At 62.2% G+C, this 12,606-nt stretch carries 9 protein-coding genes; 2 read left to right on the forward strand and 7 right to left on the reverse strand.

Features of this window, described 5'->3' with window-relative positions; all coding sequences use genetic code 11:
* The 3 genes from EV669_RS11355 to EV669_RS11365 are packed head-to-tail and all read right to left on the reverse strand — an operon-like array spanning nt 1 to nt 3,880.
* Nucleotides 1-1,020, reverse strand: a complete 1,020-nt coding sequence (locus tag EV669_RS11355; protein ID WP_055434321.1) for an ABC transporter permease — start codon at nt 1,018-1,020, stop codon at nt 1-3.
* A complete protein-coding gene (locus EV669_RS11360; protein WP_132098740.1) occupies nt 1,017-2,069 on the reverse strand; it encodes a microcin C ABC transporter permease YejB in 1,053 nt (350 codons plus the stop codon). The genes EV669_RS11355 and EV669_RS11360 overlap by 4 nt, the downstream gene beginning before the upstream one ends.
* On the reverse strand, nt 2,069-3,880 hold the full coding sequence (locus EV669_RS11365; protein WP_132098732.1) for an extracellular solute-binding protein: 1,812 nt from the start codon (nt 3,878-3,880) through the stop codon (nt 2,069-2,071). Before EV669_RS11365 ends, EV669_RS11360 begins: the two co-directional genes overlap by 1 nt.
* 155 nt (nt 3,881-4,035) lie before the next feature.
* Between EV669_RS11365 and fabI the strand changes: the two genes are divergently transcribed.
* Complete coding sequence (gene fabI / locus EV669_RS11370) at nt 4,036-4,824, forward strand: enoyl-ACP reductase FabI (RefSeq protein ID WP_054286874.1); 789 nt, start codon at nt 4,036-4,038, stop codon at nt 4,822-4,824.
* Between the two features lie 139 nt (nt 4,825-4,963).
* On the opposite strand, the gene EV669_RS11375 is transcribed toward fabI, so the two are convergent.
* The 4 genes from EV669_RS11375 to putA all read right to left on the reverse strand — a co-directional run bounded on the left by EV669_RS11375 (nt 4,964) and on the right by putA (nt 10,987).
* Complete coding sequence (locus EV669_RS11375) at nt 4,964-5,245, reverse strand: hypothetical protein (protein WP_054286875.1); 282 nt, start codon at nt 5,243-5,245, stop codon at nt 4,964-4,966.
* A gap of 327 nt (nt 5,246-5,572) precedes the next feature.
* Nucleotides 5,573-5,905: a DUF1289 domain-containing protein gene (locus EV669_RS11380; RefSeq protein WP_072242897.1), complete on the reverse strand. Its 333-nt coding sequence runs from the start codon at nt 5,903-5,905 to the stop codon at nt 5,573-5,575.
* 93 nt (nt 5,906-5,998) lie between these two features.
* Nucleotides 5,999-7,240, reverse strand: coding sequence for a branched-chain amino acid ABC transporter substrate-binding protein (locus EV669_RS11385; RefSeq protein WP_132098741.1), 1,242 nt, complete (start codon nt 7,238-7,240; stop codon nt 5,999-6,001).
* A 126-nt stretch (nt 7,241-7,366) separates the two neighbouring features.
* Nucleotides 7,367-10,987 (reverse strand): trifunctional transcriptional regulator/proline dehydrogenase/L-glutamate gamma-semialdehyde dehydrogenase, encoded by a 3,621-nt coding sequence (putA, locus tag EV669_RS11390; protein ID WP_132098733.1) that lies wholly within the window; start codon nt 10,985-10,987, stop codon nt 7,367-7,369.
* Nucleotides 10,988-11,303: 316 nt separating this feature from the next.
* Here putA and EV669_RS11395 point away from each other — a divergent pair.
* Nucleotides 11,304-12,454, forward strand: a protein-coding gene (locus tag EV669_RS11395; protein ID WP_132098734.1) for an IS3 family transposase whose coding sequence is annotated in 2 segments (ribosomal slippage) — nt 11,304-11,550 and nt 11,550-12,454 — 1,152 coding nt in all. Because the reading frame shifts where the segments join, the coding sequence is not laid out codon by codon here.
* Nucleotides 12,455-12,606: the final 152 nt, after the last annotated feature.

Consider the following 12,606-nt stretch of genomic DNA (forward strand, 5'->3'; position numbering starts at 1 on the left):
TCACCCCTTGCGTGTGTCGAGGGCGGCGCGCAGGCCTTCCCCGATGAAGATCAACAGCAACAGCAGCAGCGTCAGCACGGAAAAGCTGGAGAGTGCGATCCACCAGGCATCCAGATTGTCCTTGCCCTGAGCCAGAAGTTCGCCCAGGCTCGGGGTTTCGGCAGGTACGCCAAGCCCAAGAAAGTCCAGGCTGGTCAGCGCCAGCACAGCCCCAGACAGCCGGAAGGGCAGGAAGGCCACTACCGGAGTCAGGCTGTTGGGCAGGATATGCCGCCACACGATCTGCCGGCCTGTCAGCCCCAGCGCACGGGCGGCCAGCACGTACTCCATCTGCCGGTTGCGCAACACCTCTGCCCGCACGTAGTCGGCCAGCCCCATCCATCCGAACAGCGACAGCAGCACCAACAGAAGGCCAAGGCTGGGCGTGAACAGCGAGGCCAGGATGATCAGCAGGTAAAGCTCCGGCAGGCTGCCCCATATTTCCAGAAAGCGCTGGGTAAAGAGGTCTACCCGACCACCCAGATAGCCCTGCAGCGCTCCCACCAGCATGCCGATCACCGTTCCAACGATAGTCAGCGCCAGCCCGAACAGAACCGACAGCCGGAAGCCGTACACCAGCCGTGCCAAAAGGTCGCGGCCACGGTCGTCGGTGCCAAGCAGGTTGGCCGAAGACGGCGGCGCCGGATTGGGGGATGACGCGAAGTAGTTGATGGTGTTGTGGCCGTAGCGGTTGGGCGGATAGATGGCAAAATTGCCGGGTAGACTGAGCCGCGCGGCGATGTAAGGGTCCAGATAGTCCGCCGGCGTGTCGAAATCGCCGCCGAATGTGGTCTCGTTGTAGTCGGCCACCACCGGGAAATACCAGTGGCCCTGATAGCGCACCACCAGCGGTCGGTCGTTGGAGAGCACCTCGGCACAGAGCGACAAGGCGAATAGCACCCCAAAGATCCACAGGCTGAGATACCCACGACGGTGTGCACGAAAACGCAGCCAGGCACGGCGTGCAGGCGATACGCTCATCGCGGCCTCCCCTCGAAGCTGACGCGCGGGTCCGCCCAGAGATAGGCCAGGTCGGACAGCAGCTTGGCCACCAGCCCCAGCAGGGTGAATACGTACAGCGTCCCCATCACTACCGGGTAGTCGCGCCGGATCACCGATTCATACGACAGCAGCCCGAGGCCGTCTAGCGAGAACAGGGTCTCGATCAGCAGGCTGCCGGTGAAGAAGGCCCCGATGAAGGCGGCAGGAAACCCGGTGATCAGCGGGATCATCGCATTGCGCAGCACATGCCGATACAGGATGGCCCGCTCCGACAGCCCCTTGGCCCGGGCGGTGTACACATACTGCCGGCGGATCTCCTCTAGGAACACGTTTTTGGTCAGTAGCGTCATCACGGCCAAGTTGCCCACCACCGAAGCGGTGACCGGCAGCGTGATGTGCCACAGGTAATCCACGAGTTTTCCGCCGAAAGAGAGCTGCGCCCAGTTCTCGCTGGTGAGGCCGCGCAGCGGAAACAGCTGCCAGAAGCTGCCCCCGCCGAACAGCACCAGGAGCGCCAGCCCTAGCACGAACCCGGGAATGGCATAGCCCACCAGGAGCGCACTGCTGGTGGCAACATCGAAGGGGCTGCCATCACGCACGGCCTTGCGGATACCCAGCGGCAGCGAAACCAGATAGGTAATGAAAAAGGTCCACAGGCCCAGTGTCATCGAGACGGGCAGTTTCTCCAGGATCAGCGCACCGACCGACTGGTGGTGGTAAAAGCTCTCGCCCAGATCGAACCGCGCGAAGCGCAGCAGCATGTCGGCAAAACGCTGTAGCGGTGGCCGGTCAAAACCATACAGCTGGGCCAGTGCGGCCACCTCATCCGGGGACAGCCCCTGGCTACCGCGCAGAGCCCCCGATTGGGCGGTGGCCGCTTCGCCCGCCACGCCGGCATGGGTCAGTTGCTGCACCATCTGCTCCACCGGGCCGCCCGGCACGAACTGAATGATGAGGAAGGTGACCGCCAGCACACCAATCAGGGTGGGTACCATCAGCAGCAGGCGGCCCAGCAGGTAGCGCCAGATCATCGTTGCTCCTTCCCAGGCAAGGCCCACCAGGTTTCCAGCGCCCAGTAGGTGGCGATGGGGTAGTAACGCGGCGTACGCGCAGGTTGGCCGAAGCGGTTCCACCACGCCACGCGGTGATACGGCAGATACCAGTTGGGCACCACGTAATGGCCGGCACGCAGCACCCGGTCCAGCGCCCGGCTGGCAGCCACCAGCTCGGTGCGGCTCTCGAAATGCAGGAAGTGCTGCAGCAGGCTCTCCACCGCCGGATCGCACAGCCCGGCCCAGTTACGGCTGCCGGGTGTGCGCGCCGCCTCACAGCTGTGGAAGTCGAGCTGTTCGTTGCCAGGGCTCTGGCTGGCCCCGTAGACCACCACGGTGGAGTCGTACTCGAACCGGTCCATGCGCCGCTGGTAGATGGCCGGGTCCACCACGCGCACGTTGAGGGTGATGCCCAGCCGGGCCAGGTTGCGCTGCCATACCGAGACGATTCGCTCGTAACTGCGACTGAAGCTGAGGAATTCGAACACGAACGGCCGACCATTCCGATCGACAAGGCGCCCGCCCTCGTAGCGCCACCCAGCCTCGAACAACAGGCTGCGTGCACGCTTGAGGTTGTTGCGCAGTCCGTAAGGCCCGGCGCTGTCTGGGGGAAGCACTGCTTCGCCGAACACGGCCGGATCCAGCCGTGCTCGCAGCGGAGCCAGCAGCTTCATCTCCTCCTGCGTGGGCAGACCGCGGGCTGCCATCTCGCTGTTGGTAAAGTAGCTGTCGCTGCGTCGGTACTGGTTGTAGAAAAGCTGGCGATTGGCCCATTCGAAGTCGAATGCCAGCGACAGGGCCTGCCGTACCCGCCGGTCGGCAAACAGGGGCCGGCGCAGGTTGAACACGAAGCCTTGCATGCCGGCACTGTTCTCGTGCGGCAGAGTGCGGCGCAGGATACGCCCATCCCGGAACCTGGGCCCGTTGTAACCGCGCGCCCAGTCCTTGGCCGTGTTCTCCTCGATGAGGTCGAACTCGCCTGCCTTGAAGGCCTCCAGCCGGGCGGTAGTGTCCTGATAGTAACGAAAGGTGATGTGATCGAAGTTGTACATGCCGCGCCGCACTGGCAATGTGACGGCCCAGTACGCCGGATTGCGGCGATAGCGGGCATAGCGGCCTGCGGCCCAGCTCTCCAGGACGTAGGGGCCGGACCCGATGGGCGGGGTGGTGGCCACGTCGGCGAGCGTCCTACCGGGCGGAATCCATTTGCGCGAGAACACCGGCAGTTGCCCCAGGATGAGATGCAGCTCCGCATTGCGCCGCTTGAAGGTGAAGCGCACCGTGCGGCTGTTCAGGGCGGCCGCCTCGGCCACATCCGCCCAGTACACCCGGTAGAGCGGAGTGGCGGTGCGGTCGGTCGTCAGGGTGCGGAAGGAAGCCACCACATCCGCTGCCGTCACCGGATCGCCGTTGACGAAACGTGCCTTCGGATTGAGTCGAAAAATGACTGACAGACCGTCCGGAGCCAGCACCACATCTTCGGCCAACAGGCCATAAAGGGAAAACGGCTCGTCCTCCGACTGCGCCAGCAGCGTGTCCAGGGTCAGGAGAGACACCCCAGCCTCTTTGTCGCCCTTGAGCGTGAAAGGGTTGAGCGTGTCGAAGCTGCCGGTAGCCGGCAAGACCAACTGCCCACCCTTGGGCGCGTCGGGGTTCACATAATCGAAATGGGAAAAGCCCGCCTGATAGCGCGGAACATAACCGAGGGCAATGGCTGGGGCGGACCGGGCGGGAAGGGCCACCAGCGCAGCCAGCCCCACCAACAGGAGAACTAGGAAGCGGATCATGCACTCCTCGGGCAGTCTGCAGAGTCTAAGGGGACGAACGATCGCGTCCGATCATACCGTTTTTGTCACAAGGGAGGGTGTCCGACAATCCGTCGGGTTCCGGTTGCGGGGGCATTGGGTATAATGCCAGCCTGTTTCTACCAGAAGGACTCAAGATGGGCTTCCTGCAAGGCAAAAAAATCCTGATTACCGGCATGATCTCCAATCGCTCGATCGCGTACGGCATCGCCCAGGCCTGTCACCGCGAAGGCGCGGAGCTGGCCTTCACCTACGTGGTGGACAAGCTGGAAGACCGTGTTCGTGAAATGGCCGCCGAATTCGGCAGCCAGCTGGTATTCCGCTGTGACGTGCAAAGCGATGATGAGATCAACCAGCTGTTTGCCGACCTGGGCAAGGAATGGGACGGCCTCGATGGTTTGGTGCACGCCATCGCGTTCGCCCCGCGCGAAGCGCTGGAAGGGGACTTCCTCGATGCGATCAGTCGCGAAGCGTTCCAAACGGCCCACGAGGTCTCTGCCTACAGCTTCCCGGCCTTGGCCAAGGCTGCGCGCCCGATGATGCAGGGCCGCAATGGCGCGCTGCTGACGCTCTCGTACCTGGGTGCCGTGCGCGCCATTCCCAACTACAACGTGATGGGTCTGGCCAAGGCCAGTCTGGAGGCCTCGGTGCGCTTCATGGCCGCCAGCCTGGGCAAGGACGGCATCCGCGTCAACGGCATTTCCGCCGGGCCGATCAAGACCCTGGCCGCCGCAGGCATCTCGGGCTTCTCCAAGCTGCTGAACATGGCTGCCGGTCAGTCGTGCCTGCGCCGCAACGTTACGACCGAGGAGGTAGGCAACACTGCCGCCTTCCTGCTGTCGGATCTCTCCTCCGGCATCACCGGCGAGATCACCTATGTGGACGCCGGCTTCAGCATCAACGCGATGAACGTGCCCGAAGCCTGATTCTGCCTACGACTGCCTGATCGCAAAACCCGGCCTACTGCCGGGTTTTGCGCTTTCTGAGCAAGGTTGGCCGAAACACCCGGGAAGCAGAAACGCAAAAGCCCGCCTGAGGCGGGCTTGTGTATGGAGGGCAGACCAATCAGAACAGGGCCTTGATGCCCAGGCCCAGCCCGTAGAAGAGAGCGCCGAACGCCATCGAGATCACCGTTCCGCGCCAGCCATGACGCTCCATGGCCACGCCGTAGATGCGCGCCACCAGAACACCGAGCACGCCGCAGGTCGCCACTTGAATGTCCGACTTGGCGAGCGTCAGGTTGGAGGAAGCCACGAACACCACCAGAGCCACCAGCACGGCAGCGGAAGCGGCATTGAGAAGGTTGCGCCCGTTCGGCGTCTCAAGAGTCACACCCAGCAGTTTCATGTCGTTCAGCCTGAAAAAGAAGTCATCCGTGTGCCAGGCAGCCAGGGCTGCCCTTCATTGTTCCGTCTGGACCTTCCGGGCGCTGCTGACCGTTAGGGGGTGCAGCCGCGGGCGGGCTCGAACATCAGATTTCAGAAGCTGGCCTGCCGGGAAAGTCAGACCATTGTAGGGGAAGGGCCCCTCGCCTCACAACCTTTTTGCCGCAAAAAATACAAATAAAATTAAAGACTTAAGTAATTTTTACCGCTTAATGACAGTAGGCGGATTCAGCCGCACAGGATTCAGCACAGCAGCATGTCTGGAAAGCACGGGAGGTGTGTTTTTTCGCTACATTCCTGCCTTCGCTGGGCTATACGCGGCCAGGCACCCAGGACAAAGGCAACCGACAAGATCGGCTGGTACCGCAATACTTGGGTAGGCCGCACACCAGCACGTGCCCTCCGGTCCGCCACTGCCACAGGCAAAACGTTTACCGCATTGTGCACAGACACTGCCGCCCTCAGCCCGGCTGGCTTCGGCCAACCTTGTCCAGACCGCCAGACGCTCGGCCTCGGTCATGCCGCTCCAGGCGGCGATCTCTTCCAGGCTGCGTCCACAGCCGGTACACACGCGGCCGCCTGCATCCAGCCTGCAGATCCCGACACAAGGGGAAGGGGTCATCTTAGGGGCTCCTTCAAACCGACAGCCACTACTGCCTGAGCAAACAAAAACGGCGCAGACATCGTCTGCGCCGTCAAAGCCAAATCCTGCAGCTTACTGGGCCGCCGAGGCAGCCGGAGCGGAGGCAGCAGCAGCCGGTGCAGCTGCACGGCCACCAACGGTTTCCATGACGGTCCACTCGCCGTTCACCACCTTGTAGACGGTGATGCCACCATCCTTCAGGTCGCCCTTGTCGTCGTAGGCCCACGAGGACGAGGTCACACCCGAGTAGTTGATCTTGGCCAGCACCGGCAGGTACTTGGTCGGATCGGTGGAGTTGGCTTCCTTCATCGCCTGGATCATGGCACGGGTGGCGTCATAACCGTAGGGCGAGTAGGTGGCCACGTCCATGTTGAAGCGTGCCTTGTAGCGCTGGGCATAGTCCGGGCCTTTGGGCATCTGCTCCAGCGGCAGACCAGCCAGCGAGGCGATCGAACCGTCGGCCTCCTTGCCAGCCAGCTTCAGGAAGGTCGGGGTCTTGGTCATCTCGCCCGAAACCAGCGGAGCCTTGATGCCCAGACGCTTCATCTGCTTGGCCATCGGAGCGGACTGTGCGTCGGCGCCACCGTAGAAGATGATGTCCGGATTGGCACCCTTGATCGAGGTCAGGATCGCTGCAAAGTCGGTGGCCTTGTCGGTGGTGAACTCACGCTTCACCACTTCACCGCCGGCAGCCTTTACGGACTTCTCGAACTCGTCGGCCAGACCCTGGCCATAGGCTGTGCGGTCGTCAACGATAACGATGCGCTTGGCGCCCAGTTTCTCGACCACGAACTTACCCATCACCGAACCCTGCTGGGTGTCGGAGGTCATGGAGCGGAAGGTGGTCTTGAAGCCCTGCTGGGTGAACTGCGGTGCGGTCGCCATGGCGATCTGCGGCAGGTTGGCGTCGGAGTAGATCTTCGAGGCCGGGATCGAGGTGCCCGAGTTGAAGTGACCGATGATGCCGCTTACCTTGGCGTCCACGAACTTCTGGGCGATCTGGGTAGCGGTCTTGGGGTCGGCCTGGTCGTCTTCGGCCACCAGCTCGAAGCTGACCGGCTTGCCGTCGATCACCGGCTTCTCGGCGTTGGCGTCTTCGATCGCCAGGGTCACACCGTTCTTGTACTCTTCGCCGTAGTGGGCTTGCGGGCCGGTCAGCGGCGCTGCAAAACCGAGTTTCACCACGTTGCCGCCGGCTGCTTCGGCAGAAGCACCGGAAGCGTCGGCAGCGCCGCCTTCCTTGTTACCGCAGGCAGCCAGGGCCAGAGCGGCAGCAACCGCCAGCGATACCGTTTTCAACTGAGTAAAGCGCATCATTTATCCTCTATTTTGTACTTGGGGTGAATCCCACCCGACCCGTCCTTGAGCCGGTGTCTCCTACGTTTTGCAACAACGCTGGCGCGCATTATTCCAATGGCGCCAGCGTCTGACAAGCTCGGCTTAGTCGCCGATGCTCATCAGGCTTGCATTACCCCCTGCCGCTGTGGTGTTCACGCTGACTGCGCGCTCCACCACCAGGCGATGCAGGTTGTAAGCGCCCTCTTCTGCCAGCACCAGCTGGACCAGCAAACCGTCACGCGCGGCCAGACGGCGGCGGAGTGAATCGGCCTGATCGGCAGTGCCGGCAAACAGCACAGCCGAAACATCAGCCTGTGCCATGTCGTTGACGAGGCGAATACCCGCTTCCGGCAGTTTCTCGGCCAGCAGGCGCCCGTTGGCGGCATCCTCCATCACCGGCAGGTTGCCAGTGGCCAGCACCGCGATCAGTTGCGCTACCAGATCAGCAACCGAGCCGCCCACGCAGCCCACGTGTCCACGCGGTGCGAAGTGCAGGGTGTTACGCTCCCCAGTCGGGCCCGGCAGGCTCACGTAGCCGGCCAGCGGGCTGTGGTGACGCGCACTCTGCGCCAGTGCCTGCAGCTGGTTGGCACTTTCGCCTGGCAGACCCAGCGTCGTCAGGCGGGTGGACACCCGCTCCAACACTTGAAGGTCCGCTCCCGCTTCCGACAGAGTGAGGCGCGGCGCCCAGCCTGCGCGGGTCATGCGGTAAAGATAGAAGGGGCCTCCAGCCTTAGGACCGGTACCAGACTTGCCTTCGCCGCCAAAGGGCTGCACGCCCACCACTGCACCGACGATGTTGCGGTTGACGTAGATGTTGCCCACCTTCACCCGGGCTACCAGCGTATCGATGGTTTCGTCGATCCGGCTGTGGATGCCGTGGGTCAGGCCGAAGCCGGTACTGTTGATCTCGTCGATCACGCGGTCCAGCTCGCTGGCATCGAAGCGCAGCACGTGCAGCACCGGGCCAAACACTTCACGCTGCAGATCCTTCAACGAATCGATCTCGAACATGGTCGGCGGTACGAAGGTACCGTTCTCGCAGTCGGCGCCCAGCGCGGCTTGATAGGTCCAGCGGGCACGGTCCTTCATGCGCTCGATGTGGTCGATCAGGTTCTTGCGCGCCTCGCCATCGATCACCGGGCCAACATCCACCGTGAAACGGGCAGGGTTGCCAACCGCCAGTTCGTCCATCGCGCCCTTGAGCATGCGGATGACCTTGTCGGCGATGTCCGATTGCAGGTACAGCACCCGCAACGCCGAGCAACGCTGACCGGCAGAGTCGAAGGCTGAGGACAGCACATCGGCCACCACCTGTTCCGGCAGGGCCGAGCTGTCCACCACCATGGCATTCTGTCCACCCGTCTCGGCTACCAGCGGGATGTCGCCGCCACGTTCGGCCAAGGTGCGGTTGATGATTTGTGCCACTTCGGTGGAACCGGTGAAGATCACCCCTTTTACGCGCGGATCACGCGTCAGGGCCGCACCGACCACTTCGCCACGACCCGGGAGCAGCTGCAGCACTTCACGCGGCACACCGGCCTCGTGCAGCAGACGTACCGCATAGGCAGCAATCAGGCTCGTCTGTTCAGCCGGCTTGGCCAGCACCGGGTTGCCGGCCGCGAGGGCGGCGGTCACCTCGCCAATGAAGATTGCCAGCGGGAAGTTCCACGGGCTGATACACACCACCGGGCCCAGTGGGCGGTGGGTGGCATTGTCGAACTCGCGACGGATCTGGCTGCCGTAATAGCGGCAGAAGTCTACCGCCTCGCGTACCTCGGCAATCGCATTGTTCAGCGTTTTGCCCGCCTCCCGCACCGCCAGGCCCATCAGGGTCGGCATATGCGCTTCCATCAGGTCGGCCATGCGCTCGAGGCAAGCGGCACGATCAGCAACGGGGGTGGCGGCCCAACGGTCGGCCGCCTGCTCGGCAATCGCCAGCGCGCGGCTCACATCGGCCTCGGTAGCCTCGATCACCGTACCCACCACGTCATGACGGTTGGCAGGGTTGGTTACCTCCAGACCGGCACGTTCAGTAATGTCGCCGTCACCCAGCATCGGGGCCGCAGTCCACAGCTGCTTTTCAGAGGCCATCAGGCCTTCCTGCAGGCGAGCCAGCTCATGCTCGCTGGAGAGATCGATGCCCCGCGAATTGGGACGGTCAGTGCCATACAACTGCAGCGGCAGCGCAATCTTGGCGTGCGGTTCGCCCTGGTAGCGGGCAGCCTCGGCCACCGGATCGGCAACGAGTTCGTCGATCGAAACCGCTTCATCCACGATGCGGTTCACGAAGGAACTGTTTGCCCCGTTCTCCAGCAGACGCCGCACAAGGTAGGCCAGCAGCGTTTCATGCGAGCCCACCGGGGCATAGATCCGGCAGGCCTTGCCCAGCTTGGAGGCGCCGACCACTTGGTCGTACAACGTCTCGCCCATGCCATGCAGGCACTGGAATTCATAGTCCTTGCCGGCAGCCAAGGTATAGATGGCCGACAGGCTGTAGGCGTTGTGCGTGGCGAACTGCGGATAGATCGCATCCTGCGCAGCCAGAAGGCGCTTGGCACAAGCAAGGTACGACACGTCGGTATATACCTTACGGGTATACACCGGATACCCCGGCAGGCCATCCACTTGGGCGCGCTTGATTTCGGCATCCCAGTAAGCGCCCTTCACCAAACGCACCATAAAGCGATGGCCCGTGCGACGTGCCAAGTCAATCAGGAAATCGATCACGTACGGGCAGCGCTTCTGATAAGCCTGCACGACAATACCGATCCCTTTGAAGCCGGCCAGGTCAGGGTCGTTGGCCAGAGCCTCGATCAGGTCGAGCGAAATCTCAAGACGGTCTGCCTCTTCCGCGTCGATGTTCAGGCCGATGTCGTACTGCTTGGCCAACATGAACAGGCCCTTCAGGCGCGGCAGGAGTTCGCCCATCATGCGTTCGTGCTTCATCCGGGCGTAGCGCGGATGAATCGCGGAAAGCTTCACCGAGATGCCGGGGCCATCGTAGACGCCACGACCATTGGATTCCTTGCCGATGGCATGGATGGCAACCTCGTAATCGCGCAGGTAACGCTGGGCGTCCTCTTCGGTCATGGCCGCTTCGCCCAGCATGTCGTAGCTAAAGCGGTAGCCGCGGCTTTCACGTTCCCTGCCGTTGGCCAGCGCCTCCTCAATCGTCTCGCCGGTCACAAACTGCTTGCCCAGCATGCGCATCGCCATGTCCACACCCTTGCGGATCAGCGGTTCACCACCCTTGGCGATCATGCGCGTCAAGGCCGCCGACAGACCTTGGGCACTGTGCGAGCCGACGAGCTTGCCTGTCACCAACAGCCCCCAGGCTGCAGCGTTGACGAAGAGCGAAGAACTGTTACCCAAGTGGGCTTTCCAGTCACCGCCGGCAATCTTGTCACGGATCAGCTTGTCTGCGGTCTCACGGTCCGGGATGCGCAGCAGTGCTTCTGCCAGACACATCAGAGCAATACCTTCCTGACTGGAGAGCGAGAACTCATGCATCAGGGCGTCCACCCCGCTGGCCCGGGTACGTTCACGACGCACCTGTGCTACCAGACGTCGCGCCAGATCCTGCACGCTGGCCACCTGTTCAGGGGTCATCGCCGCCTGCGGCAACAGGCTCTGTACGGCTTCGCGTTCATCACGCCGGTAAGCGGCAGTAATCGCATCCCGCAGCGGGGTTTGCGAACGGGCAAAAACCTCGAATTGCATGAATCCACTCCTGTTAGGCATCCAGGCTACACAGCCATAATTGACTATTGTATACAGAAGGCGATTGCACTGTCAGACAATAATGGGCCGATCCCGATCACTTGCCCATGCCGAAGTTGCTGCGGGAGAAAGATTTTTCTTAAGAGTCCGCCAAACAAGGCTTTCGGCCCTGCTGACCACCACCATGCTGTTGCATTACTGCAACCAAATTGACATTTTCCCCTCTTCAGGAGGAATCCGTGACTGCGCAGGGTGAATCGCCCCTCCTTTCCTAGACACCTCACGAGCTTCACACTAGGCCCTACAAGGAGGTGTCCTGAGCAAGCCGCGTTTCCCCGAAGAGTTCAAGATTGAAGCCGTCAAACAGGTCACTGAACGCGGCTATCCCGTTGCCGACGTCGCCAGCCGTCTCGGCGTATCTGCCCACAGCCTGTATCAATGGCTGAAACGCTACGACCCCACGCGGACCAAACCGGCCGAATCAGCTGACCAGCAAGCCGAAATCCGCCACCTCAAGGCAGAGCTGAAACGGGTGACCGAGGAACGCGACATCCTAAAAAAGGCCGCCGCATACTTTGCCAAGGAGTCCGGGTAAGGTATGCCTTCATCCGGGCCCACGAGCAGCAGTTTCCCGTCCGACGACTGTGTCGTGTCATGTCTGTGCATCCCAGTGGCTACTACGCCTGGAAAGCGTCCCCGCATTCACTCCGCGCCCGCGAAGACCAGCGCTTGCTGGGGCAAATCAAGCAAGCTTGGCTCGAGAGTGGCGGTGTCTATGGCTACCGCAAGGTGTATGACGACCTGCAGGCTCAGGGGGAGCGCTGCGGTAAACACCGTGTAGCACGGCTGATGAAGCAGGAGGGGCTGCGCTCGCAGACGGGCTATCACCGGCGCCCTGGGCATTACAGTGGCCGCCCGGCAGTGGTGGCGCCGAACCACCTGCAGCGGCAGTTCACTGTGGATGCGCCGAATAAAGCCTGGGTGACCGACATCACTTATACCCGCACGCATGAGGGGTGGCTGTACCTAGCTGTGGTGCTCGACCTGTTCTCGCGACAGGTCATTGGCTGGTCGATGCAGTCACGCATCGATAGAGAGCTGGTGCTGTATGCCCTGTTGATGGCGGTATGGCGACGTCAGCCCAAGCAGGAGGTGCTGGTGCATTCCGACCAGGGGAGTCAGTTCAGTAGTTACGACTGGCAGGACTTCTTGAAGGCCCATCGCTTGGTGCCCAGCATGAGTCGGCGCGGGAACTGCCACGACAATGCCGTGGCGGAGAGTTTCTTCCAGTTGCTGAAGCGGGAGCGCATCAAGCGAAAAACCTATCACGACCGGGAGGAAGCCCGGCGAGACATCTTCGATTACATCGAGATGTTCTACAACCCGAAGCGCCGTCATGGTTCCGCAAATGGGCTATCGCCGGTAGAGTTTGAGAAGCAATATTTCCAACGGCTCAAGAGTGTCTAGAGAAGCCGGGGCGATTCAGAGACGATCGATCCCCTTGAGTACGCAGAGTCGTACTGGTGTCTTCATTACAGGGTTTGGCGGAGGATGGGCCGGTGATTTATGTGGGCACGTTCAGCAAGGTGATGTTTCCGGCGCTCAGGCTAGGCTATATG

It is taken from the genome of Gulbenkiania mobilis (assembly GCA_004346645.1).
In the GTDB taxonomy this organism is placed as follows: domain Bacteria; phylum Pseudomonadota; class Gammaproteobacteria; order Burkholderiales; family Chromobacteriaceae; genus Gulbenkiania; species Gulbenkiania mobilis.